19 protein-coding genes are annotated in these 24,230 nt (G+C 43.7%); 16 read left to right on the plus strand and 3 right to left on the minus strand.

Annotation, left to right across the window (positions count from 1 at the left end; all coding sequences use genetic code 11):
• Positions 1-530: 530 nt before the first annotated feature.
• From ABTV53_RS11820 to infC, 13 genes are all read left to right on the plus strand, one after another.
• Positions 531-1,655, plus strand: coding sequence for a dimethylarginine dimethylaminohydrolase family protein (locus ABTV53_RS11820; protein ID WP_221824958.1), 1,125 nt, complete (start codon positions 531-533; stop codon positions 1,653-1,655).
• Positions 1,656-1,681: 26 nt separating this feature from the next.
• Positions 1,682-2,377: a response regulator transcription factor gene (locus ABTV53_RS11825; protein WP_221824957.1), complete on the plus strand. Its 696-nt coding sequence runs from the start codon at positions 1,682-1,684 to the stop codon at positions 2,375-2,377.
• Positions 2,364-3,680, plus strand: coding sequence for a sensor histidine kinase (locus ABTV53_RS11830; protein WP_433753107.1), 1,317 nt, complete (start codon positions 2,364-2,366; stop codon positions 3,678-3,680). Before ABTV53_RS11825 ends, ABTV53_RS11830 begins: the two co-directional genes overlap by 14 nt.
• A 10-nt stretch (positions 3,681-3,690) precedes the next feature.
• Positions 3,691-3,870: a YolD-like family protein gene (locus tag ABTV53_RS11835; protein ID WP_221824952.1), complete on the plus strand. Its 180-nt coding sequence runs from the start codon at positions 3,691-3,693 to the stop codon at positions 3,868-3,870.
• Positions 3,871-4,245: 375 nt separating this feature from the next.
• Entirely contained in the window at positions 4,246-4,563 is a 318-nt protein-coding gene (locus ABTV53_RS11840; protein WP_221824950.1) for a hypothetical protein, read from the plus strand.
• Between the two features lie 168 nt (positions 4,564-4,731).
• Complete coding sequence (locus ABTV53_RS11845; protein ID WP_221824948.1) at positions 4,732-5,826, plus strand: fibronectin type III domain-containing protein; 1,095 nt, start codon at positions 4,732-4,734, stop codon at positions 5,824-5,826.
• 260 nt (positions 5,827-6,086) lie between these two features.
• Positions 6,087-8,459: a putative PEP-binding protein gene (locus ABTV53_RS11850; protein WP_433753109.1), complete on the plus strand. Its 2,373-nt coding sequence runs from the start codon at positions 6,087-6,089 to the stop codon at positions 8,457-8,459.
• 115 nt (positions 8,460-8,574) lie between these two features.
• Positions 8,575-10,512 (plus strand): LTA synthase family protein, encoded by a 1,938-nt coding sequence (locus tag ABTV53_RS11855; RefSeq protein WP_433753110.1) that lies wholly within the window; start codon positions 8,575-8,577, stop codon positions 10,510-10,512.
• 231 nt (positions 10,513-10,743) lie between these two features.
• On the plus strand, positions 10,744-11,751 hold the full coding sequence (locus ABTV53_RS11860; protein WP_433753112.1) for an LLM class flavin-dependent oxidoreductase: 1,008 nt from the start codon (positions 10,744-10,746) through the stop codon (positions 11,749-11,751).
• A 99-nt stretch (positions 11,752-11,850) separates the two neighbouring features.
• Entirely contained in the window at positions 11,851-12,603 is a 753-nt protein-coding gene (locus ABTV53_RS11865; protein ID WP_433753114.1) for a metallophosphoesterase family protein, read from the plus strand.
• Positions 12,604-12,704: 101 nt separating this feature from the next.
• Positions 12,705-13,028: a (2Fe-2S) ferredoxin domain-containing protein gene (locus ABTV53_RS11870; protein WP_433753116.1), complete on the plus strand. Its 324-nt coding sequence runs from the start codon at positions 12,705-12,707 to the stop codon at positions 13,026-13,028.
• Between the two features lie 391 nt (positions 13,029-13,419).
• Entirely contained in the window at positions 13,420-14,352 is a 933-nt protein-coding gene (locus ABTV53_RS11875; protein ID WP_433753117.1) for a manganese-dependent inorganic pyrophosphatase, read from the plus strand.
• Positions 14,353-14,471: 119 nt separating this feature from the next.
• The gene (gene infC, locus ABTV53_RS11880; protein ID WP_433753119.1) at positions 14,472-14,963 is read left to right on the plus strand and encodes a translation initiation factor IF-3; all 492 of its coding nucleotides are present in this window, start codon (positions 14,472-14,474) and stop codon (positions 14,961-14,963) included.
• A 182-nt stretch (positions 14,964-15,145) separates the two neighbouring features.
• Here infC and ABTV53_RS11885 read toward each other — a convergent pair whose 3' ends face one another.
• Positions 15,146-15,970 (minus strand): protein-glutamine gamma-glutamyltransferase, encoded by an 825-nt coding sequence (locus ABTV53_RS11885; RefSeq protein ID WP_433753121.1) that lies wholly within the window; start codon positions 15,968-15,970, stop codon positions 15,146-15,148.
• Positions 15,971-16,198: 228 nt separating this feature from the next.
• Between ABTV53_RS11885 and ABTV53_RS11890 the strand changes: the two genes are divergently transcribed.
• A complete protein-coding gene (locus ABTV53_RS11890; protein ID WP_433753123.1) occupies positions 16,199-18,946 on the plus strand; it encodes a PAS domain S-box protein in 2,748 nt (915 codons plus the stop codon).
• A 50-nt stretch (positions 18,947-18,996) separates the two neighbouring features.
• Here the strand turns inward: ABTV53_RS11890 and ABTV53_RS11895 are convergent, their stop codons facing one another.
• Positions 18,997-19,209 (minus strand): hypothetical protein, encoded by a 213-nt coding sequence (locus ABTV53_RS11895; RefSeq protein WP_017688899.1) that lies wholly within the window; start codon positions 19,207-19,209, stop codon positions 18,997-18,999.
• A gap of 117 nt (positions 19,210-19,326) precedes the next feature.
• The gene (locus ABTV53_RS11900; protein ID WP_433753124.1) at positions 19,327-20,082 is read right to left on the minus strand and encodes a hypothetical protein; all 756 of its coding nucleotides are present in this window, start codon (positions 20,080-20,082) and stop codon (positions 19,327-19,329) included.
• 605 nt (positions 20,083-20,687) lie between these two features.
• On the opposite strand from ABTV53_RS11900, the gene ABTV53_RS11905 reads away from it, so the two are divergent.
• Together ABTV53_RS11905 and ABTV53_RS11910 are read left to right on the plus strand one after the other, a co-directional pair.
• On the plus strand, positions 20,688-22,382 hold the full coding sequence (locus ABTV53_RS11905; RefSeq protein ID WP_433753125.1) for a M3 family oligoendopeptidase: 1,695 nt from the start codon (positions 20,688-20,690) through the stop codon (positions 22,380-22,382).
• A gap of 243 nt (positions 22,383-22,625) precedes the next feature.
• On the plus strand, positions 22,626-23,777 hold the full coding sequence (locus ABTV53_RS11910) for an iron-containing alcohol dehydrogenase (RefSeq protein ID WP_433753127.1): 1,152 nt from the start codon (positions 22,626-22,628) through the stop codon (positions 23,775-23,777).
• Positions 23,778-24,230 lie beyond the last annotated feature (453 nt).

Consider the following 24,230-nt stretch of genomic DNA (forward strand, 5'->3'; position numbering starts at 1 on the left):
ACAAATATTAAAGGATATAGAACTTTTCTTAGTTAAGATAAGACTCTATATCCTTTTTAATTGTTGAAACAGACATATATATTTAAGCTTCAACTTAGATCAATTGAAATTAATTCATACAGAGTGTTCACATTACATCCAATTGTGTCGGCGATAGATATTGCAATTTTAAAAGGCATGATTCGCTTCTTATCTATAAAGTCTGTAATGCGCTCGGGCTTATAAAATAAGAGCTGTGCAAGTTCATCTATGTTCATGCCACGACTGAAGAAGATTGAAGGAGAGGGATAATTGTGGCACTAAAGATTTGAATCCGAAAGCATCGGTCAAAGAGGACGCTATTGGCATAACACCCACAGTATCTTTTTTGTTTGTTAATATTAGTTAAGAAAGTTATAAGTTCCATTAGAAGCAATATATCCGAATCTCATCTGCTTAAATTAAAATAGTATGCCTTCATAAACTGTTAAGAATTGCTCTCTATAATTCAAACTGTAAGGATTAAAACAAATTATTAGGAGGGCATTAATATGAAAAAAAAGAGATTGAAGTGGGTTGGATCAACAGCATTATCACTTGTACTGGTAACTAGCATATTACCAGTGGCAGGGGCGACTGGTGTGTCTAAAGTTAATAGAGTTACGGAAGTGAATGGAACTGTGACTACAAAAAGTGAGAAAAACAATGTATATGTAGAGAGTGAATTCGCTACGCTAAAAAGAGTTGTATTGACACAATCTGAAGCTTTTATGCACTTCAATTTTGATGATTTTCCAGAAGGAGACATGCCTATGCCTGAAGGAGGCATGTCTATAATGAATACGGATCCGGCAGAGGCACAGAAAAAGTGGGAGAAAGAGCGTGAAGACCTTAAAAAGGTTCTTGAAAAATACGGTGTTGAGGTTCAACGTCCACGCCTTTTAAATGAAAAAGAAAAACAACTAGGGGCTGTGAAAGATGGCATTACAGGTGGAGAAGGAGTAACTAATTTCTTTGTGAGAGATCCATTCTTCACAATCGGAAATCATCTAATTGAAGGTTCATTTAAATCGGCTTACCGGAGACTTGAGGTTTTACCTGTTAGAAGTATTCTGGATAAGGAAGCAGCCCAAAATAACGTTCCGCATGTAGCTGTCCCACAACCAGACGTTTCTAAAGGAATCAACTCTGCTGCCGGTCCTTACCTTGAAGGTGGAGATATCCTCGTGTATGGAAAGACTGTATTCGTCGGTAATTCTGGTCTAGCTTCAAACAAAGCCGGTATTGATTGGCTCAGAAACTATTTGACACCATCAGGGTATAAGGTGGTTGAGGTGAAGCTAGAGCCTGGCACATTGCACCTGGATTGTGCTATCAGTTTTGTAAGAGATGGATTAATGATTGTTAGCATGGATTCGTTAGCCAATGGGCTCCCAGAAGAACTTAAAAATTGGGACAAAATCGAAGTGAGTTACAAGGATGCTCAAGATTTGGCGGTAAATGGATTGCCAATCAGTAGCAAAGTATATGTTACGGACATTGCATTCAAAAATACAATTGGAAAAGAGCTAGAGAAAAGAGGAATCAAAGTAGAATATGTTGATTACGAAATTTCTCGTTCTTTCGGCGGAGCTTTCCGTTGCAGTACACAGCCATTGCTTCGCACGGATAGTTAAAAGTTAAATCAAGTATGAGGTGAACTATGACAAGCCGGATTTTAGTAGTTGAAGATGATCAGGAGATTCGTGATCTATTACGTATGTCTCTTGTCCGTGAAGGTTATGAAGTAACAACGGCTAAAGATGGAGAACAGGGAATTGAATTAGTAAATGAGTCATTGGATTTGGTGATTCTGGATATTATGATGCCTGGAATAAACGGACTGGAGGCTTGTATACGAATCAGAGAACGATACAATGTTCCTATTCTTTTTCTAACTGCTAAATCCGGAACTTTGGACAAAACGGAAGGTTTGCTTGCTGGTGGAGATGATTACTTAACTAAACCTTTTTCTGAACAGGAGCTTCTGGCAAGAGTTATTGCTTTGTTGCGTAGGTATACGATTTATCAAGATAAAAAGGATTATGGCGAAACATTTCTTATCGGAGGACGTTTAAAAGTAAGTGAACAATTTAACGATGTATGGAAAGGCAGTCAGAAGATTGAGCTTTCCGATCTGGAGTACGGTCTACTAAAACTGTTGATGACCAGAAGAAATAAAATTTTTTCTGCCCAAAATATTTATGAGAGTATTTGGAAGGAACCTTATTTCTACAGTTCAAATAATACGGTAGTAGTACACATCCGAAAATTACGATTGAAAATCGAAGAAGATCCAGCAAAACCAGCGTATATCTTAACAGAATGGGGAAGAGGTTACCGTTTTGGCCACTCATAAACTTACTATATCTAAAAAGTTGACAATTTTAATAATTATTGCTCTCACCATAAGTGTTCTTTGTTTTTTACTTTTGCAGTCCATAAGCAATCGGGTTATGGATCATTATTTTACTTCTGATGAGCGTTTAAAGTCCGAATCTCAAGTTTACGTCCAAAAATTTTCAGAATATGTTTCAGCAAACGATCTGTCAACGACAGATCGTATTGCATTTTCAGACTGGATTAAGAGTCAGAAGAGCAATTTATTATTATACGTATTTCAGAACCAGATGCTTCAATATGATTCCTTGTACCATGCTGATGACGAAGGAGCATATGGAAGTCAGCCTGAAACTGATTATGATCGACGGAACTCTTACCCAGTACAATTTAAGGATGGGACAGGTAACGTTTCAATCTATGGATTTTATTTTTCCCACTACTATAATGTGGCCTACATGCTTGAAATATTGCTGTCCGCAATGTTATTTATAACCATTGTTTTATTTGGAATACGTAGAGGGATCAAATATTTGCGCACAATTAATAATGAAATTCATATCCTTGAAGGCGGCTCATTAGACTACTCTATAACGGTACGAGGGTATGATGAATTGGCGATGATTGCGGAAAGTATAGAGGAACTACGTAAAGCATTTTTAGGCAGGTTAGAAAGGATAGACAATTTGCAAAATGAGAGTAGAAATCTTGCAACCGAAATGTCTCACGATATGCGTACGCCACTGACATCTCTCATCATGTATTTAGAGTTTGCCCGTAATACACCAGAAGATTTATGTGTAGAAACAAGGTCTCAAATCGAGAGTGCGTATCAAAAGGCTCTCCAACTTAAGAATCGTACAGACGATCTGTTTTCATATTTTTTATTAGATAAAGAGAGGGAGGCAGATTTAGTAACCCTTTCCGTTCGGGAATCAATTCATGATGTATTGTCAGATATTACAACTGTACTCAGAGCGGAAGGATTTCAGGTGCTTGTAAATGGTTCCCCTACGGATGTCATGATTACTGTAGATATGGAAAATATCGGACGTGTATTTGATAATTTTCTGTCAAACATACTGAAATATGCAGATCGAGAGCAGAATATTAATTTATTTACTTATATAGAAGATAATCATTTTGTGATTTGTGTAGAAAACAAATTAAAAATAAATAATGAATCTGTAGAAAGTTATAAATTGGGTGAAAAAATCATAGAAAAAGTTATGCATCGGATGCTAGGACAATTCTCTTCATCTGAAGATCAAGAGAATTACAAAATTATCTTGAAATTTAAAATAAGTCGAGCTTTTAAATAGCTGACTAAAATTGCATGTAACGTGTTTTCGTAGATCTATCACGTTGACTGTATTCAATTCGTTCGACGATGAAGAGATAAAGGGAGTCATCACATCAATTGACAAACCAAGCAAGAGAGTCAAAATTGAACGCGGCGAAGAAGATTACAGTTGGATTAAATTAGAGGAAATTATTACAGCCGGGAACTAAAAAAGTACTCTAGCCTTTAAGGCTAGAGTAACACAACTACAAAAATTACGAAAAAATAACAATCTCTGCGAATGCTGGTGAATTCATACGACTTTAAAGTATGATGAACCCGCTAAATAACAGTGAAAATCAGCCTAAACGATTCAAGGAAAATGCATGAGAATATAGATAGAACATGTCGTGGATGAACCATGATGTGATTTCTTATGGGAAGAAGATTGAGGATGTACTGAGATTTATGGCGTGTGGGGTGGGAGTTAAAACTACAAACTAGCTGGTTTCAATATTAAATTAAACTCGAAGAAATTAAAAAATATTCTACTAATCTGATTTACTGTATAATATAGGAAAAATGAACTGGAGAATAGACATCCTATGAAGAAAAAAATCTGGGCCTCGCTTATAGTAGTAGCTGTTATTGGAATGGCCCCTGTTACAGCAATATCAACGACTGCGGTCGCCGAATCGCATGAAATTTTGGGTGAAGATCTTCCTGAAAGCTTACGATATGATTCTAACCATCCAGATATAATTTATGTGAAGGATTGTGGGGTCTTCGAGAAAGTTGATTCGAGTTTAGTAGATTACGGCGAAGAAGAAGTTGTGTTCGATGATTTACAAAAGGTAACAGATAAAACGAATGTAATTGTTGCTTATGATGCAACTTACGTTAAAAAAGGCGAATGGGAATAGGAAATTCATAAATTTACAATTTAGGAGCGCTAGGAAGATTTATATCCAATAATAAAATAAAATTTCGAGAATTTAGCTGAATTTTATAGATGAGCAAGTTTATGTTTAGACACATGAACCTATGTACACTAAAGTGAGTTTGTACATAAACACTTTAGGAGGATTCATGTGAAAACAACATTGTTTAAGAAAGTCGGATTATTGATTGGAGCATTAATTTTTGCTATCAGTTTCGCACCTAATTCAGGGGTACATGCTGCGGTAGATTATAGCGGAGGGCTCATGGATAAGATGTTAATGACACTCAGCGATACTGAAAGCAAGGGAAGTAAATCTACATATGCATTAACAGATAATAATGAAGCTACAAGCGCGATTATAGAAAAATGGAACACTCCATCTACAGCGGTTGATCATGCAGTTGGAATCTTTAATGGAACAGTTACAGCGAATGCTATCCGTGTAAAAGCAGATTTTGATGTTTCAATTGGATTATTCGATTCCACTGGAAAGGCAATTTTACCGACGTATTGGTACACAGTAAAAGCAAATCAGGCTGATGGAAGATTAATTTATCTTCCTACAACGTACAAAGGAATAGCAAAAGTTAACTTGTTTAATTATTCCAATACACGGACAGTCAGTGTATCCGAGTTTCAGCTGTATAATATGACACCTCCAGCTAATCCATTAGATCTCGCAGCATCTGCAGATGAATCATCCATTGGATTGACCTGGAATGAAGTAACGACAGCAACCAGTTACACGATTAAAAGATCCACTACGGCAAATGGGCCATATACAACATTGGCAACTGGAGTAACTAAGGCCAATTATACAGATTTAGATGTAACTCCAGGTACCACCTATTATTACGTAGTGACGGGTGTTAATCCTGTTGGAGAAAGTATTGACTCAAATGAAGCCTCGGCAATTATTGAGAGCAACGGTCAGGTTGATCCTGAACCAGAGCAACCAACCACACCAGAACCAGAAGAACCTGCAACTCCGGAACAACCAGAGGAACCATCCACTAACCGTGCCATTTTTGTCGTTACCATGACAACGGGCTTGGAGAAGGAATTCGACCTAAGCATGAAAGAAGTAAATGATTTCATCAACTGGTATGAAGCCAAGCAAGCTGGAAGTGGCAAGGCATCGTATGCGATAGATAAACACGACAACAACAAAGGGCCTTTTAAGAGTCGGAAGGATTATATCCTGTTTGATCGGGTGCTCACGTTTGAGGTAAGTGAATACTAAAAATGTGAAGTTCCTCCAGCTTAGCTGAAGGGGCTTCTTTGTTGTTTATTTTGATAAATGAGCCAATACAATTACCAAAAAGGCTAGTTTGATCTTATTTTAGTGTAGCGTTTACAAAAAAACTGGATAACGAGCACAAAATGCAAAAGCGGATGTCCTTGACTGAACGATTGTGACATACCATTAGAGTGAAGGCTGATCTGTAACGCAGGGGTTGAAGTCTTCAAGCATAGCCATGAATGGCGGATGGGAGAGCTGTAATGACAAAACGGGTAATTCTGTTGGAAGAAGGTACGGCAGAGATGAAAGGGCTAATGGGCAGTAAAGGGGCTGATCTTGCAGAGCTAATCCATGCAGGGTGGTCTGTCCCGGCCGGATTTGTAGTCACAACGGAATGCTGTCGCGAGTTCTGTACCCGTCTTGGACATCTTTCCGATGAAGGAGAGAAAGAGATAATTAACGCGATCCGGCATCTGGAACAGCAAACCGGGAAGTTCTTCGGACATTCGGAGAATCCGCTACTACTCGCGGTACGTACGGACCAGGATCGAGCCTCAGCAACTGCGACACGATCACTGCTCAATGTTGGTCTGAATGATGTTACTGTGGAAGGACTCGCACGTCAAAGCGGTGATCGGTTGTATGCACTCCAATGTTATCTAGATTACTTAGAGGAATATGGACAGTTGGTGTATGCAATTCCGTCTGAATTTTTCACAGAAATATCGAGTCATGTCAAAGGTCGGGATGAAGCGGAACTTGAATTAACCATTACACAATTTAAATATTTAATTGAAGCGAAGGGGCGTAACCCTTTTCCTCAAGATGTTCAAATTCAATTTAAAGAAGCGGTCCGTGCGGTATATCATTCACAGCGTATTATAGCATCCAAATCTCAGGACGAGATTGTGCGTAAACCATATTACATCTCTTCGGAGCAAAGCGCTCCTGTTCTTATACAGACGATGATACATGGAAAATGTGGAGAATCAAGCGGGACCGGAACAATATATACGTGTAACCCACTTACAGGAGAAAGGGGAATTACTGGACAATATGTCTTAACCGGAAACTTCCATCATACGGAGCAAGGTATTGAGTTTTTAAGAGATGACGAACCTGAGCTGTATGCACATTTGCTGGAGATTGGAGACCAGTTGGAGACGCATAAGGGAGAAGTGCAGGAAATCACCTTTGTGATTGAATCCGGCGCGTTGTATGTTGTGCAGACCCAGCCCGCACGATTATCCTCCATAGCCACACTGAGGAGTACTGTATATTTTGTGCATGAAGGACTTATCACCAAAGAGGATGCACTGTTACGCATCGAACCTGGGCATATCACGGAAGTGTTGAAGCAACACTACACAGATTCTAACAGCGAAGCGAGCAATGGACATCTGCCCATACAGATCCAGCCATTAACTAATGATGAATGTCCAGCTTATAACAACTCAGATTCACTTTTATCAGCAGATCTGCAACTACTGCTCAATTGGGCTGATGAAGTGAAAGAGCTGAAGGTACTGGCCATTGCTGATCGACCACAGGATGCCCTGACAGCACGGCTACTGGGGGCAGAGGGACTAGGTCTGTGCAGAACGGAGAACATGCTGTTATCACCAGCGCGGTTACCATTTGTACAAAAAATGATCCTGGCAGACAGTGAATCCGAACGCAGGCGTGGTTTGGAGCGTCTGTTGCCGATGCAGCAGTCTGATTTTGAACAAATATTTGAAGCGATGGATGGATACCCGGTAACGATACGTTTGCTCGATTTGCCGTTGCATGAACTGCTACCGGATCTGGGAGTGTTGGAGAAACGACGCGAGTGGTTACAAGCAGAGGAGTGGCAGGAGCAAAAAGACCATCAGATTGAACTGGAGGAACTGGAGCGTGTCATTCGCAGAGTCAGTGAATTGCATGAACATAATCCAACATTGGGGGAACAGGCTTGTCGGCTGAGTACGGTGTTCCCGGAAATCGTTGATATGCAGCTGGAAGCGATTTTCCGCGCAGCGGTTAAAGGTATTCGTCAAGGCTGGTGGGTGCGTCCCGAAATTATGATCCCGCAGATCGGTCATGTGCATGAACTTCAGGTGATGAGAGATCTGGTGGATCATGTGGCTGACCAAGTGCTTGGTGAGGAGAAGCGGCATTGTCTCTATAGAGTGGGGGCGATGATCGAAGCTCCGAGAGCGGCCCTGACGGCGACTCACATTGCTCGCCAGGCTGACTTTTTCTCGTTTGGCACGGATGAGCTGACAGAGATGACATTTGGATATAGTCGCCATGAAGCTGAGAAGCGGCTCCTTCTCCTTCAACGTGATACGGACACTCGTACGGTAACGAATAATCCATTTCATGTGCTGGACATTGAGGGAGTCGGACAACTGGTGGAGATGGCTGTAGTCCAAGGTCGAATTCGAAAACCTCATCTGAAGACCGGGGCCTGCGGAGAGAATGTTGTGGACTTGGAGTCGATTACGTTCTGCCACCGCATTGGACTGGATAATGTAAGCTGCTTGCCTGAACAGATCCCTTATGCACGAATTGCAGCTGCACAAGCTGCCATTAAGTGGAAGAGAGACGGCGCGAACATGCAGAACGCAGATATATCCACCATTGCGTAACGTGCACCCTGTCCTACACGGAACTTCCATGGAATAGCAACCAGAAAACTGTTATACTGAAATATGCGTTTTGTAAAATAAACGTAAAATTTCAGGGTAAGGGTTGAAAGCGACCATGTATAATTCCAAAAATGAACGGACTTCATCACGGACCTTATTTGCCGTGTTATTCATCCTGATGCTATTGAAGTTGTCACTTCTACGGTATTTCTTTTTCCAGGGTCTATCCGGTATTGGTCTGTTAACTGACGCATTAGGCGCACTAACTGTGGTATGTCTGCTCGATCTGATCGTGCCCAAAGGCTGGAAGCGAGCAGTATACGGAGGATTCAATGTGCTGTTTTCTCTGGTGCTGTTCGCGGCTACACTGTATAACGTTCATTTCAGTTCGGTACCCACCTATACCGTGCTCAGTGAGCTGGGGCAAGTTGCTCAAGTGAGGGGCAGTATAGGACCTCTGGTACGACCGACGCACTTTCTGTTTTTCGTAGACATTATACTGGCGTTGCCGATATGGCTGATTATGCGCAGACGTTCCGCCGGGCGTAACCGCAGCAGTTATCGCGATAGCGGGTTGACGTTTGGCAGAATCCGGAGACGTTACTGGGGCAAACTCGGCGTTGCGCTTACCGCCGCATTTTGCATCGTGCTGTCTGGCAGTTTTATTGTCAAAGGTGAAACGATTGATAACGAGTTGGTGCGAGCCGAGAATCTCGGTTTCCTGAACTATCAGGTTTCGTCTGCCATTCTAACGAGCAAAGAAAATGAGGCTATTGCGAATGGCAACATTAACGAAACAATTGCCAAGATTAATGAGCTGGTTAGCCAGTATCCGTATCAGGATAAACCAAGTGACGGTACAACTGTGAAAGCCCAATACTTTGGTCAAGCCAAAGGCAGCAATCTGATTGTACTGCAACTGGAGTCCTTTCAGAATTTCCCGATTAATGCTTCATTGGACGGTCAGGAGTTAACACCGGTACTGAACGATCTGGCCAAAGAAAGCTATTATTTCTCTCATTTTTTCCAACAGATCGGACAGGGAAACACATCAGACGCTGAGTTTATGTCGAACACGTCGATCTACCCAACCGGAGTTGTTCCCATGTCAGCCGGGTATAGTGATCGTGATCTTCCAAGTCTACCCAAGGTACTGGCGGAAAAAGGATATGAGTCAGAGACGTTCCATGGGAATGACGTTACTTTCTGGAACCGGAACAAAATGTATCCGGCACTTGGATTCACACGTTACTTCGACAAGCCCAGCTTCGAGAATGACAGATTCAATGACTTTGGGCCATCGGATGAAGAGTTATATCGTGTAGGTTTGGAAAAAATGACTGCGCATCAGGCTGCGAATCAGCCGTTCTATGCTCAGTTCATTACGGCATCGAGCCACTCGCCGTTTACGGTTCCCGCTGATCGTGCACGGATCACGATTCCAGCGACGATCACGAACAAATTGCTTCACGATTATCTGCAAGCGATCAATTATACGGACTATGCCATCGGTCAACTCATTAATGAGTTGAAGGCGAACGGATTATGGGATAACACTACTTTAGTGCTCTACGGAGACCACTTTGGTCTGCCTGCTGACGAAGAGATTACACAGCAGATTCAGGCCAATCTGGGCGTCCCTTATGACGGTCAAGTAAGTCGATTCAACATCCCGTTAATGATTCATACGCCGAAACAGACCAAAGGGCAAGTCAGCGAGCAGCCAGGCGGTCAGTTGGATATGTTGCCAACGATTATGAACCTGATGGGGATTTCCCTTCAAGATGAGAAGTTCACTGCCTTCGGACATGATCTGCTCAACATGGATCACAATGCCTTCGGTATCCGGTATTACTTGCCGACGGGTTCATTTGTCAACGATGACATTATGTTTATCCCGGGTGCGGGCTTTGACGATGGAACAGCCTATTCGCTGAAGACATACGAGCCGGTAACGGATATGGAACCGTATCGTGCCGATTATGAACATGTGCTCAGCCTGATGAAACTGTCTGACGAGTATGTGAAGTTGTTACCGAAACGTGCACCATAAATCAATTTCTCTGCAATAGGGCAGATCAAAACGTCACCAGTTCAAAAGCTGGTGGCGTTTTTTTGCATGTTTCTAGCACAAGTGTGGTAATAAAGAGAACAACTAAAGTTTGAAACTGTAATAATTAATGTTACAATGGAGTGAGCAAGAAGAAGTGAGCAAAAGCGCGTAATATTCGCTGATCTCATATTCACAGTACTTATGGCTAACAGACGAGAGGACTGAATATAAATGAAACTGAGTGTACTTGAACATGGACATATCAATGAAGGACGAAGTGTACAGGATACGTTGGAGGAAACGGTGAAACTCGCACAACATGCGGATCAATTGGGGTACTCCCGTTTCTGGATGTCGGAGCATCACGGTAGCGGTGCGCTGTCTTTCTCCAGTCCTGAAGTTATGATTGCACATGTAGCTGCACATACGGATCGAATTCGTGTAGGTTCCGGTGGCATTATGCTACCTCATTATAGTGCCTATAAGGTTGCAGAGAACTTCCGTCTGCTGGAAGCTTTACATCCGGGGCGGATTGACCTTGGGATTGGCAGAGCACCAGGCGGCATGCCGATTGCCAGCAGAGCGCTGAATGAAGGCAAATCATCGAATGTACAATTCTTTCCGCAACAGATCGCGGACTTGGGCGGATACTTCCACGAGCAGTTGCCCGAGGATCATCGGTTCGCATCTCTGGTAGCCGGACCATCGGTTCCAACGGTACCAGAAGTGTGGTTGCTGGGTTCCAGTTCCGAGGGTGCAAGAATTGCTGCGGCACAAGGGACATCGTATGCGTTTGCCCAATTCTTCGGAACACCAGGCGGCGAAGAAGCGATGAAGCATTACCGCAGACATTTCAAGCCGTCCATCCTGAATGACAAACCACATTCAATGATTGCTGTCTCGGCATTCTGCGCGGAAACAGAGGAAGAAGCGGCTGAACTTGCGCGCAGCAATGAACTTTTCTTCTTACGCCTTGGACGAGGTCTTGAACAAAGTTCATTCCCATCTCTGGAGACAGTGAACAACTATCCATACACAGCGATGGAGATGGAACAGATTCGTCAACGTCGTTCCTTTTCCATCGTGGGAACACCGGATCAGGTGAAAGACAAAATTACTGCAATGGCAGAACGCCATGAAGCAGATGAAGTCATTATTGCATCAGCGGTTCATTCGTTTGAAGCACGTCTGCGCTCATTCGGCCTGGTCGCAGAAGCCTTTGGACTCAAGCGGGACTAATGGTGAGCAAGCGGGAATAACTAATCTGAACAGACTGGAATCTTGCTCTTGCAAGGTTCCGGTTATACTCTTGCGTGATCAGGGAGAGGAGAGATTCACATGCGCAGATGTGTCATTAGTGATATTCATGGCTGTTACGATGAATTTAATGCACTGCTTAAACTTGCAGATTATAATCCGCAGCAGGATGAATTGATTCTACTCGGTGATTATGTCGATCGAGGTCCAAGTAGCAAACAAGTCATCGAACAGATTATGCAGCTTCAGCAGCAGCACCATATTATGGTGATCAAAGGCAATCACGATGCCATGATGGTGAAGGCGCTTACCAAGGATGTTGAGCAATATGATCAACACTGGATTCGAAACGGTGGATTACAGACGATGGCAAGTTATCTGGATCTGGAGCTTAATTATGATGAGCAGCAGATAGATTGGGAAGCTTATGCTGAAGCCAAACAGTGGGTACGTACACACTATGAACACCATCTTCGTTTTCTGGATCAGCTTCCGCTGGTGTACGAGATTCCTGGTTATATTTTTGTGCACGCCGGGATCAACCCGGAGATCGATGATTGGAGAAGCCAGTCCGAGCGGGACTTTATTTGGATTCGTGAATCATTCTATGCCAGACCAACCAGGGTTACAGAGACGGTTGTATTTGGACACACACCGGTGAAGCATTTGCATCAGGAGACAGGGATTTGGTTTGACCCCAGCGGAGACAAAATTGGCATTGATGGTGGTTGTGCCTATGGAGCGCAATTGAACCTGCTGGAGATTAATGAGGATGGCAGTTTGCAGACCTTTTTTGTACAACGAGGGCGGAACGCGGATGAGACTGAGATTTAATATTTTCGTTGCGTATCAGGGTTTCATATGCTAATTTATATGGTTGTACGATAGATTAAATAAGATACATATCATATCGACTTGAGGGGAATGAACCAAGTTTGGCTATCTATAATCTGGATCAACTGCAACATCACATTTTACTCTGTAATGGTGGAACGTGCATGCGTAACGATGGGGAAGAAGTAACTCAGGCGGTACGGGACGAGATTATCAAGCAGCAGGCGGGAGGATTCATCCATACAACACGTACCAAATGTAATGGGCGGTGTGACGATGCATGCGTAACGATTGTGTATCCACAGGGTGACTGGTATGGCCAAATGACACCGGATTCAGGCCGAGCACTCGTACAGGCCTTGTGCGAAGGGGAGAAATTGGAGAAACACCTGATTGCGAATGTGGCCAAGACCTCTGTGAAATAGAATTACAGAACGATTATTATTTTTTCGAAATGACGTCTGAGAATGATTTGCAATTAATTCGCTGTAAGGATTTGAATTAAGCCTTATAAGCGCTATAATCAGTAGGGTATGATTAAAATATGACATATATTTTCTATATAAGTTCAACTAAACTTTTTACACGAGAACGGAGAGGACAGAAAAAAGCTGGAGAAGCGGAGCGTTCGCCTAAAAGCTTTCTGAAAGAAAGCTGCATCGGAAGCATATGCTTTCACCGGATTTTCCCTTTAACAAGGGAATCAAAAAATCTGGGGATAACAGCGATCGGAAGGTTATTCTGTCATCGGAGTGGCAAGTGTAAACATTCTTTGGTTAAACTTATATAAATCAGAATTGACGGAGGGCTATGAATATGGAAAAAGCGTTAATCTTCGGTCACAAAAATCCCGACACGGATACGATCTGTTCGGCAATTGCCTATGCGGATCTGAAAACAAAATTGGGTCAGGACGTTGAAGCTGTTCGTCTCGGCGAAGTCAATGGTGAAACCCAGTTTGCACTGGATCAATTCAAAATTGCAGCACCACGTCTGATTAAAACAGCCGCAAATGAAGTAAACAAGGTTATTCTGGTTGACCACAACGAGCGTCAGCAAAGTGTAAGCGATATTGAGGAAGTGACTGTCGTTGAAGTTATCGATCATCACCGTATTGCTAACTTTGAGACAAGCGGACCTCTATATTTCCGTGCAGAGCCTGTAGGTTGTACAGCAACCATTTTGAATAAAATGTACAAAGAAAATGGCATCGAAGTGAGTGCACCGATTGCTGGCCTGATGTTGTCTGCTATTATCTCCGATTCCCTGTTGTTCAAATCCCCGACTTGCACAGAGCAGGATGTAGCTGCTGCGCGTGAACTGGCTGCCATTGCTGGTGTAGATGCAGACAGTTATGGTCTGGACATGCTGAAAGCCGGTGCGGATCTGAGCCAAAAAACAATTGCTGAACTGATCTCCCTAGATGCAAAAGAATTCGTAATGGGTCAATCCAAAGTGGAAATTGCACAGGTTAATGCCGTTGACGTGAATGATGTTCTCGTGAAGCAACCTGAGCTTAAAGCAGCTATTGATGCAATCATTTCCAGCAAAGGTCTCGACCTGTTTGTATTTGTCGTAACAGACATTCTGAACAACGATTCCGTAGCTCTGGCATATGGTACATCCACTAAAGCTGTGGAGAAAGCCTACAATGTGACGCTGTCTGATAGCAGAGCGCTCTTGAAAGGCGTAGTATCACGCAAATCACAAATTGTACCGGTTCTGACGGAAGCATTCAACACGCTGTAAATCAAGCCGATTGGCGTATTCATACGCTAATAGGTATCGCAAATAGTAGCAACACCATCCTGGCCTGCTCTGATCCGTAAATGGTCAGGACAGGCTTTTGATGTAGAGGAGGAAGAATCATGATCAAAAATGAAAAGATCAAAGCAGCCGAGGTGCAGCTGACCGGCCTGAATGGTGAAGATCTGGGTGTCATGTCCACACAAGAAGCACTTCTACTTGCTAAGCAGCATAAAGTAGATCTGGTGTGCTTGTCCTTGATGACGAGTCCACCGCCATGCAAGCTGATTGGCGCAGGAGCGGCCAAAGCGGAAGCGCAGCAGGCGAAGAAAAAAGCGAGTAAATCCCCGGATAAACGTAAAGTAAAGGAAGTTCGCTTGAACCTTGCGATGGAGGATCATGACCGGGATACGAAGCAATCTCAAGCGGAGCGCATTCTGAAGAAGGGTGATTCGGTAAAACTCGTCATCCAGGTGCATGGAGCCAAAGAAGGAGTTGCAGGCAAGGAGTGGGCAGAGCAACTGAGTAAATCGCTGGCTGAATTCGGTAGCAAAACAACGGGTGTTCAGGTAAGTGGTAAACAGGTTGTTGTGCAACTGGACCCGAATGCGTAAACTGCCAGGAGCGATCCTTGATGTAGCGCAAAGGTAGGCCAATGTCGATACAATAATGATCTTTGGATGTGAAGAAAGCCCAATGAGGTGGCAGTCGAACTGCTGCTGTATTGGGCTTATTTGTCGTCACTTCTTTTAGGTGTCGTACAATTTAATGCAAAAGCCGTTTCCGTTCCAGGAGTTCAGCTGCGTAAATACCGGCTGCCGCCAAGTCGTACATATAACTGTCCGGGTAATACAGGCGTAGAACCAGCAGCAATATTATTCTGGCTGTTTTTGGCGAATCGAGATAAATAAAAGAAGTCTGGATAGATAACCATATCCATTAAGTAGGCGGAGACCCGGCTACCTGGAATCCGGAACTGATTCAGGGTACGTATAATCTCTTCGCCGCTTGCAATACCAATGCCATGACCATAATACCAGTTCTCACGCAGCATGATTGTATTCTCTCCCTGCCACTCGGGGGTTTGCGGAGAAACATCCGGATTTTTGAAATACAGTACATCCCCTGGCAGGGCGGTTTCGCTACCGTTTTTTTCGGTTAATCGCAGGTCACTGTCATAATGCCAGTCAAAGAGTAACAGATTTCGAAACAGGGAATTAAAGGCGTCTTCGCGAATGCTTCCCAGCACGCCACCGTACAGCACAATAACGGTGGCTGTTGCACATTCAAAGGCATATAAGTGTCCATTCCTCCAGATATCCCGGATGCCGTCGGCGGGGGTCACGTTTGATCTTAGCTCGAACCCACCTTCCGCATTACGATTCCAGTAGGCAGGATTACATCTGGATTTTTCGAAGGATGCAAAGCTCACCCCGCTACGATCCAGACCTTCCGCTGCATCCACGAGAGAGCCTCGTAAGTCCCACTCAAAACGAAGATGATCCATGGATTGGTACACATACCTTGTAGGGCGATTCTGGAGTTGCTGTAACCAATACCATTCAAAATCAGACCATTCCGAGCGATTCAGCTGGGCGGGTTGATTAGCAACAATGATCATGATCCATAACCTCCGTTCCTATTCGAGTATTCAACATTGTATAATCGGGAGAGCACGGGTATTGTGTAGTATATGACGTGACGTGTAAATATGTCGATTCATGCAGGGATTTTGTCCGAACCCGTTTATCAATCATGGCATTTGGGGTAGTACTCTATAGATGAAGTTATGTTCAGGTCGATCTATTCATACGGAATACATTCAGAATCTCATAAAGGAGGACATGTAATGTCGAAATCCATTACAGAGAGCCGATCTCTGTTCGAACAATTGTATACGCACGCACCAATCGGCATTGCTGTCGCATCGAATGTAAATGGACGGTGGTTGCAGCTTAATCCTGCATTTTGCGGGATGCTTGCATACAGTGAAGATGAACTGATCGATACGTCGGTCATACATATGATTTACGAAGAAGATCTGCACATGGAGGAATTTCGCAGCAAGTTCTGGGAAATGACCCATGAAACAAGTGAGATGTACGAGACGGAGGTTCGCCTGAAACGAAAGGACGGTTCGTTATTATGGGCAACCATTAGAGCTTGCATTGTTAGGGATGAAACGAATGGTGAACCTTTATATCTGTTGGTACAAGCCGCTGATATTACCAAACAAAAGGATGCAGAGGAACGCCTTATTATACAGCGCAAGCAATTGGAAGAGAGCAGTCGCATTTCCCGTCTGATGGCAGAGTCATCATTGGACCTGATTGCCATACATCAAGCCGATTCAAGTCGTACAATCAAATATGTATCGGATGCCTGCAAAAGTATGTTGGGATATGAAAGGGAAGAAATAATTGGTCAGCCAGGAACCTACGTCATCTATCCGGAAGATGTGCCTTTGGTTGAAGCGTACGTGGAAGAACAGAGGAGGGGTCTGGCTCCCAAACGAATCAGTTATCGACTTCAGCATAAGGATGGATCTACCGTATGGGCAGATACCATTACGCATTATGTATATAACGATTCAGGTGAACTGATGGAGATGGTTGCTGTGACACGTGATATCACAGATAGTCAACAACAACAGTTAAGCATGCAGGAGTACAGATCATTATTTGACTGTAATCCTCTAGGTGTGGCTTCTCTTGATCTGGAAGGCAATCTGCTGAAAGCCAATGTGGGTCAGGAACAATTGACGGGACACAGCAAGGAGGAGCTGCTGAGCCGACCTTTTGATCACCTCATTGATCCTGTGGATCTGGAGAAGACTCGATATCATTTTGAAGAGACGGTGAAGGGCGCTGCACAGAGCTACGAGATAGGTCTAATACACAAAAATGGACAGCGAATTGAAACAAATGTGATTAATGTTCCTATTATACTTGAGGACAAAGTTGTCGGGGTCTACGGGATTACCAGTGACATTACAGCCTCCAAACATTATGTCGAAGAAATCGAGAATCTTAGTTATGAACGGGCATTAATTTTGAATGGCATATCTGAAGGCGTGATTGGACTGGACCTGGATGGGAATCTGAACTTTGCCAATCCGGCCGCTGCGGAGATCATGAACTTCTGTCCGAGTGAAATAAATGGTAGACCACTTGAAGAATTGATGATTCAAATGCAGAGCGAAGGTATCCCGTATGCATCCAAAGATACACCGATTTTGCAGGCTGTTCGTGAGGGGCGAGGTCTGCCGCGTACCGAATCCGTATTCTGGAGAGCGGATGGGTCCAGTTTCCTGGCGGAGTTCCAATTGAAGCCGATTATGGATCAGGGTAGAACCCGCGGGGCAGTGTTGGTTTTCCGTGATATGACATCTGTAAAGGACATCATACGTGCCAAGGAAGCAGCAGAGCATGCAGACCGAGCAAAGTCCGAGTTTCTCGCCATCATGAGTCATGAGCTTCGTACGCCATTGAACGGCATCATGGGCATGGCCCATCTGTTAATGGAAACCGAGCTGAATGATGAACAGAAAGGCTTTGCAGAAATCATGATTGATAGCGGCGAATCTCTTTTGTACATTTTGAATGAAATCCTGGATTTCAGCAAAATCGAAGCAGGCAAAATGGACCTTGAGCGCGCACCTGTAGATATTAAAGCGATGCTGGGTGGAGTGATTGAACTGTTTGCGCTGAAGGCCTCAGAGAAAAATATTGAACTCTTTTGTGAAGTGTCGGATCACATTCCTGAGCGAATTCGGGGGGATGAGACACGAATCCGGCAGGTTCTGATTAATCTGGTGGGTAACGCTGTTAAATTCACAGAGCAGGGTCGTATTCAGGTAAGCGTTGGTGCTGATTTTTCGGATGAGCATGGTCGGGACAATCTGATGTTGACCTTTAAAGTAAGAGATACAGGAATCGGTATTCCAACAGAAAAGCAGCATCAGTTGTTCCAATCCTTCTCACAGCTTGATCCGGCCATCAATCGCAAGTTTGGCGGGACAGGACTGGGGCTTGCGATCAGCAAGAAACTGGTGGAATTAATGGGTGGAGCGATTGGCGTACAGAGTGAGATCGGTGAGGGAGCAGAGTTCCAGTTCACCCTCGTAGTGGAGCGTTGGCAAGAGGAAGGTAATGACCCGATCGAAATCACCCAGAATGATGAACTGCAATTGGATCGAGCCAGTCTTGCCCATGACCTCAAAATATTGATTGCTGAAGATCAAGCGGTCAACAGTCATCTGTTGCAGGAGATGCTGCGCAAGTTTGGCGGAGTATGTGATATCGTTGAGAATGGGGCACAGGCCATTGATTCATTGAACAAGGTTCAATATGACCTGGTGTTTATGGATATTCAAATGCCAGTTATGGATGGGATTGAAGCGACCTGTCGAATCAGACAGAGCCATCCAGAAATACCGGTTATTGCAGCGATTACAGCTTTTGCAGGCGCCGGTGACCGTGAGGAGTGTCTGAAATGCGGGATGCAGGACTTTATCAGCAAACCGTTTCATTCCACGGAGATTAGCCGCGTACTAAATACATGGGTTCCATATATTCGCTCTCAAAAGGTAAAGTAACAGAAAAATAACCTGCGCCTTGAAATTCAAGGTACAGGTTATTCTGTCATTTACGACCAGCCTCCGATTAAGCCGGAGAGGGTTACGCATTCGTCATCTTCCAAATCTGCAATCAGAGTGAGTTCTTCGTTGTCTTGTGGATCAACGGAGAATAATTCACGGCGTCCGTCCTCATGTACAATAATGACTAACTGATGGCCGCCCTTTGTATCAAACTGGTACTTAACTCCGATACCAGGTAGTGGGCATTCGCGGATATTCATGAAACCTGTCACCTCTTTAGCTTTGCTTAATAAAAAATTAACCGTTCACACAGTACGGATGTATTCTACTATCCATAACACCGTTTGGCAAGTACAAATGAAAATGTCGTCATGGAATTAACGTTTTCCGCGATGTGGTCGTACGGTTTGGTGCTGTCTGGCACGTTTTCTGCGAACGAAAATCCAGATTAACAGGGCAACGATTAACAAGAGGCCAAGGACTGCAATAATGATGATATTTCGGATATTGGGAACCTGTACAGTCAGATCCAGTTTATTCATCTGGAGGGGTGAAACGTGCCAAATGAGCGTTTTTCCGCCATCCTCCACCTGATCCGCATTGGAATCGGCTGCCTTGATGGGCAAAGATAATTTAAAGTCAAAGTTAACATCTTTTAACAAGAGATTCTTAAGAAAGTTAGGCACCTTGTTAATCTGATTTTTGATCTCACCATCCGGCATGGATTCCATGAGATCGGCTTCTGCTGTAATGTGCATCTTGGAAGTGAAGAAGCCGGGCGAAGTAGATTGTTCTACCTTGATCCCAGGTGGTAACTCGGATGTATCCAAGCTGGTCGTATTGCTTTTCTCATAATGGGTGGTCGCTGTGAGCTGCTTCTGATCCCCCTGTTCCGTAACCTCTGCCTGGAAGTTATTTCGATTCAATGCATCTGCGATCAGAGGCATAAGGTTGTCTTGTCCGATCTTACCAAGAGCGGAGCTCTTGACGTTGAGATTGAGATCCAGGTCCGTTGATCCATCCATATTTACCGTTAGATGGGCTTCTCCATCAGCACAAGCGGATAAAACAGATAACATAAGGGCTAGTAAAACAGTAAGAAATAGCTGACGTAAGGGGATGCGAGTTAACATGTCTTTCAACCTTTCTGCGTAAAAATCCAAATTCCATTTCATAGAAGTATAGTATACACCGTAAGCTTGGTGGATGAAACTTTGCACGGTGCAGTGAGGAAAGTATGATTTAGTGTGATTGGGGAAATAATCAATATATTAAAATTAAAGATTTCGTATTTTTGTCAATGTTCGGTCAACTCAAATGGCGCTTCACCGTGTACACTAGTAGTAGTGTGATGAATATACGGAAGCAGGGAGGTTACATTCATGACATATATCATTATTATGGCCGTTATTATGGTCGTGGGCATGGTCGGAATGGGCTGGTTCTATCAGATTATGGATAAAGACCAAAGCTAATATTGTTTAAATGTGAAAAGAAGAGAGACAACCTATAAGCTGGCTTCGCTAACGCGAGGCGGGCTTATTTGTGTGGGAAAAATTTTGAGGCACTGACCTTACATAAGCACGTAATATATGTAACCATTCATGTTGTACAATTTGACCGATGGACAAATATTTTTCGTAATTATGGGATTTTTTAGCTGCTCTTTTGTATAATAGGGGGTAGTTTAACTCGGGATATTCCCGAAATTCTGCCAAACAGGAAAGGGTGTACATAAATGAAATTTAGTGAGTATACGTATACACGTCCGAATCTGGAACACATCAAAACATCTTTTCGTGAGCTGTTGAGCGGTTTCGAAGCTGCGGCAACGGTTGAAGAACAGAGCGAGTTTATGGATCAGATTAACGCGCTGCGCAGTGATTTTGAGACACAAGCACAATTGGTCTACATCCGTCATTCGATTGATACCAATGATGAGTTTTACAAGGCGGAGAATGAATTTCTGGATGAGAATGCACCAATTGTACAGGAATATATTACGGATTTTTACCGTGCACTGGTTAACTCCAAATTCCGCAATGAGTTGGAACAAAAATGGGGTTCACAGCTGTTCCAGCTGGCGGATCTTTCACTGAAAACATTCAGCCCGGAGATTATTGAAGAACTCCAGAAGGAGAACAAACTATCCACAGAATACAATCAGTTGATCGCATCGGCCAAAATTCCGTTCGAAGGTGAAGAGCGCACGTTGCCACAGCTTCATCCATTTGAACTATCCACGGATCGCTCCATGCGTGAGCGTGCTTCGGAAGCCAGATACACTTTCATGGCTGGACATGAGGCTGAGTTCGATCGCATTTACGATGAACTGGTTAAAGTACGTACACAGATCGCGAAGAAACTGGGCTATCCAAGCTATGTGGAACTCGGCTATGATCGCATGAACCGCACAGATTACAACGCAGAGATGGTAGCTAATTTCCGGGCACAAGTTCGTGATTACATTGTACCTGTGGCGACCAAGCTCAGAGAGCGTCAGCGTAATCGGATCGATGTGGATACACTGTATTATTACGATCAGGGCTTCAGCTTCAAGACGGGTAACCCGACACCTAAAGGTGACGCGGACTGGATTATCGATAATGGTAAAAAAATGTACGCTGAATTATCACCAGAGACGGATGCATTTTTCCAGATGATGACCGAAAACGAGCTTATGGATCTGGTAAGCAAAAAAGGTAAACAGGGCGGCGGATATTGTACGTTCCTGAACGATTACAAAGTGCCGTTTATCTTCTCCAACTTCAATGGTACATCAGGTGATATTGATGTATTGACACATGAAGCAGGTCATGCTTTCCAGGTGTATGAGAGCCGGGATTTTGCAGTGCCTGAGTACAACTGGCCGACATATGAATCGGCTGAGATTCATTCCATGAGTATGGAGTTCTTCACATGGCCGTGGATGCAGTTGTTCTTCAAGGAAGACACGGACAAGTACAAGTTTGATCACCTGTCTTCCGGTCTGTTGTTCATTCCGTATGGTGTAGCTGTGGATGAATTCCAGCATTTTGTGTATGCGAATCCGGATGCAACACCAGCGGAGCGTAAGCAGGCATGGCGTAACATCGAGAAGACCTATCTGCCACACATCAATTACAAAGATAATGCGTATCTGGAGCAGGGTGGTTTCTGGCATAAGCAGGGTCACATTTTCTCATCGCCATTCTATTACATTGACTATACGTTGGCACAAATCTGTGCATTCCAGTTCTGGAAACGCAGCAATGAGGATATGAAGTCCGCATGGGCTGACTATCTGAAATTATGCAAAGCGGGAGGAAGCTTGTCCTTCACCGGATTGGTTGAATTGGCTGGATTGAACTCACCATTTGAGGATGGCTGTGTATCCTCCGTAATTGGCGATATTGAGGCATGGCTTGATGGAGTGAACGATAAGGCGCTGTAAGGCTTCGTGAGGATGCTTTTCATGAAAGTACCTTCGTAAGGTATAAGTAGTGGATAAACCTTTAAGATAAATAGGTAAGACGGCTTGGAGACCTTCGGGTGTCTGGGTCGTCTTTTTCATTACGGGTAAAAATCAACCTCAGTGTAACATTTATCGGTTCATTGTGATTTATTTCACTATATCTGAAAACGGATTCAGTTACAATGTAAATAGTAAATCAGGGGTTACAGGAGGCTGGTTCAGATGGCAACATATGCATATTATGTTCCGCCCGTGAACTTGATGGGTAGAGGCTGTTTACTCGAAGCAGGTCAGATGATTGAACAGATGGGTATTCGCAAAGCGCTGGTTGTAAGTGATCGTCAATTGATTACTTCAGGCGTTGCTGAACAGGTACTGTCTATATTAAGAAAATCAGGGTTAGACTATGTCGTATATGATGAGGTTCAGCCTAATCCAACATGTCAGAATGTACATGATGGACTTCAAGTATTCCAGGATCATGGCTGTGACGCCATTATATCGATAGGCGGAGGTTCACCGCAGGATGCTGCCAAAGGCATTGGCATTGTAGCTACGAACGGTGGGCATATCCGTGAATATGAAGGATTTCATCAATCGAAACATAAGTCCGTGCCACTTGTGGCGGTTAACACAACGGCTGGCACATCGAGCGAGGTGACAATAAACTACGTGATTACAGATGAGGAACGTAAAGTGAAGATGGTGATGGTGGACCGCAATAGTCTGGTCTCCCTGTCGGTTAATGATCCGGAGCTGATGCTCAGCAAACCTGCAAGTCTTACAGCGGCCACAGGAATGGATGCCTTGACCCATGCGGTGGAAGCGATGGTTACACCGGGTGGATTTACAGTGACAAGTGCGACAGCTGCAGCAGCTGTTGAACTGATCTTTGAATATTTGCCAAGAGCCGTGAGGGACGGCAGTGATCTGGAAGCGCGGGAACATATGACGTATGCATGTTTCCTTGGCGGGATTGCTTTTAATAATGCGGGCCTGGGTTATGTTCATGCGATGGCGCATCAACTGGGTGGCGTATATGATCTGCCGCATGGTGTCTGTAACGCCATGTTGCTCCCTTATGTGGAGGAGTTAAACGCCAAGCATGTACCCGGCAAATTCCGTCATATAGCCAAAGCGATTGGTATGGATGTGAAGGGTAGAAGTGATGAGGAGTGTTCCGATTACGTCATTGAGGCCATACGTCAGCTATCGAAGGAAGTCGGGATCCCTGAGAAACTGTCTGAACTGGGTGTGAAAGATCCCGATGTGGAACTGCTTGCTGATAATGCGATGAAAGATGCCTGTGCACCAGGCAATCCCTATCAACCGTCCAAGGATGAAGTGATGGAGCTATTCCGCAAAATTATATAGACTGTTTCAGACAAAATGAGCCGGTATCGAAAGTCGGCTTTTTTGTCATGTAAACTCTCTCTGTTTACTTTTTTTCCCATCTAATGATTGCACAAAAACTAAAGGAGTTTGATTCCCTTTTATCGAATACAATATGAATAACAGCGGCACGAGAAGGGATAATCTCGTCCTTAACTTGATGTCGAAGTTTTCCAGTAAGATTCCCCAGTCCGTTTCGTGTTTAATGTTAAGTAGGAGTAGTCTATTACATTGTTCACGAGCTACACCTTAAGTTCTGCATCTAACATTCACCTCTGTAAGACAGTCAAGCAATTCTACACCAGCATCATCTCTATTTCAGGCTTTACAATCCAAGAAGTTCAACTGCAATAAGATTCATCCAGTTACACATCTGTACAGCATGCTCCTAATCAAGACAACAGTGTCCACACAACAGAATATCGATTATGGGCT

Source organism: Paenibacillus amylolyticus (assembly GCF_050990605.1).
GTDB classification, from domain to species: Bacteria; Bacillota; Bacilli; order Paenibacillales; family Paenibacillaceae; genus Paenibacillus; species Paenibacillus amylolyticus_H.

Bases quoted from the DNA above. Each gene is read 5' to 3' on its own strand.
- infC (WP_433753119.1), top strand. From the start codon at position 14,472: ATGATCAAAAATGAAAAGATCAAAGCAGCCGAGGTGCAGCTGACCGGC.
- ABTV53_RS11825 (WP_221824957.1), top strand. From the start codon at position 1,682: ATGACAAGCCGGATTTTAGTAGTTGAAGATGATCAGGAGATTCGTGAT.
- ABTV53_RS11865 (WP_433753114.1), top strand. From the start codon at position 11,851: ATGCGCAGATGTGTCATTAGTGATATTCATGGCTGTTACGATGAATTT.
- ABTV53_RS11820 (WP_221824958.1), top strand. From the start codon at position 531: ATGAAAAAAAAGAGATTGAAGTGGGTTGGATCAACAGCATTATCACTT.
- ABTV53_RS11860 (WP_433753112.1), top strand. From the start codon at position 10,744: ATGAAACTGAGTGTACTTGAACATGGACATATCAATGAAGGACGAAGT.
- ABTV53_RS11900 (WP_433753124.1), bottom strand. From the start codon at position 20,082: ATGTTAACTCGCATCCCCTTACGTCAGCTATTTCTTACTGTTTTACTA.
- ABTV53_RS11855 (WP_433753110.1), top strand. From the start codon at position 8,575: ATGTATAATTCCAAAAATGAACGGACTTCATCACGGACCTTATTTGCC.
- ABTV53_RS11850 (WP_433753109.1), top strand. From the start codon at position 6,087: ATGACAAAACGGGTAATTCTGTTGGAAGAAGGTACGGCAGAGATGAAA.
- ABTV53_RS11890 (WP_433753123.1), top strand. From the start codon at position 16,199: ATGTCGAAATCCATTACAGAGAGCCGATCTCTGTTCGAACAATTGTAT.
- ABTV53_RS11885 (WP_433753121.1), bottom strand. From the start codon at position 15,970: ATGATCATTGTTGCTAATCAACCCGCCCAGCTGAATCGCTCGGAATGG.
- ABTV53_RS11910 (WP_433753127.1), top strand. From the start codon at position 22,626: ATGGCAACATATGCATATTATGTTCCGCCCGTGAACTTGATGGGTAGA.
- ABTV53_RS11905 (WP_433753125.1), top strand. From the start codon at position 20,688: ATGAAATTTAGTGAGTATACGTATACACGTCCGAATCTGGAACACATC.
- ABTV53_RS11875 (WP_433753117.1), top strand. From the start codon at position 13,420: ATGGAAAAAGCGTTAATCTTCGGTCACAAAAATCCCGACACGGATACG.
- ABTV53_RS11895 (WP_017688899.1), bottom strand. From the start codon at position 19,209: ATGAATATCCGCGAATGCCCACTACCTGGTATCGGAGTTAAGTACCAG.
- ABTV53_RS11840 (WP_221824950.1), top strand. From the start codon at position 4,246: ATGAAGAAAAAAATCTGGGCCTCGCTTATAGTAGTAGCTGTTATTGGA.